Raw genomic sequence first — 762 nt, 5'->3', positions numbered from 1 at the left:
TTCTTCTAATATTTATAATGACCTGTTTATTTGGGCTCACGATGGTGCACCATCCCCACAATTGGAGCTTATACCAGATTTGGTGAGTCAAGGTTCCACTGTTAACTTAACTGTTCAAGATGAGTTTCTAGCTTGGAATAATAACTCAGGAATATCAGGTAGTCTCGATTCACCCTATCTTTATAGTCTTAACGGTCAAGCCGATACAGAAGGGCCTGTTAATTATGACATCTTTGCCGCTTTCAATCGAGTGATTGACGGTAATTATCGATATGGATCTGGTGTTGGTGAGGCTAAAATTCGACTCCGGGATTTGGATAGCTCTCTAGGCATTGGGGTGTATCAGTCATCTGTAGGCGGTGACAATGGCAATGACACCCTTAATATTTCTGGTACTAACTTTGGGATTAAAGATGCCCTAATATCTGGTGGCAATGGAGATGACACTTTCACTGTTGGGACAGGTCAAGGTACTGTAGACGGTGGAAGGGGTAAAGATAACTTGATTATCGATTATTTCCAACTCGATCCCAGCACACAAAAACCGACCAATGTGATAGTTAGTACCAATTCAGGCGGAGATGTCTTGATTAGTGGAACAACCGACAATCTTGGCAATCACTTTGATACTTTTGGACAATCTAATGCCTGGACTCAGACAATCAAAGGGGTTGAACTATTTGCGGTAAATGGTACTACCTATAACGCATCTCAGTTTATTAGCAAATTTGGATAAAGTGGCTGTCATTAGAAAGGCGATCA

The 762-nt window shown here is 41.3% G+C and carries 1 pseudogene; it reads left to right on the top strand.

The window, feature by feature from the left end:
* Window positions 1–736: pseudogene (locus tag PL9631_RS26390) on the top strand (hypothetical protein); the annotation flags it as partial.
* Window positions 737–762: the final 26 nt, after the last annotated feature.

Origin of the sequence: Planktothrix paucivesiculata PCC 9631 (assembly GCF_900009265.2) — a bacterium.
GTDB classification, from domain to species: domain Bacteria; phylum Cyanobacteriota; class Cyanobacteriia; order Cyanobacteriales; family Microcoleaceae; genus Planktothrix; species Planktothrix paucivesiculata.
This window is presented reverse-complemented; position numbering and strand designations above follow the sequence as displayed.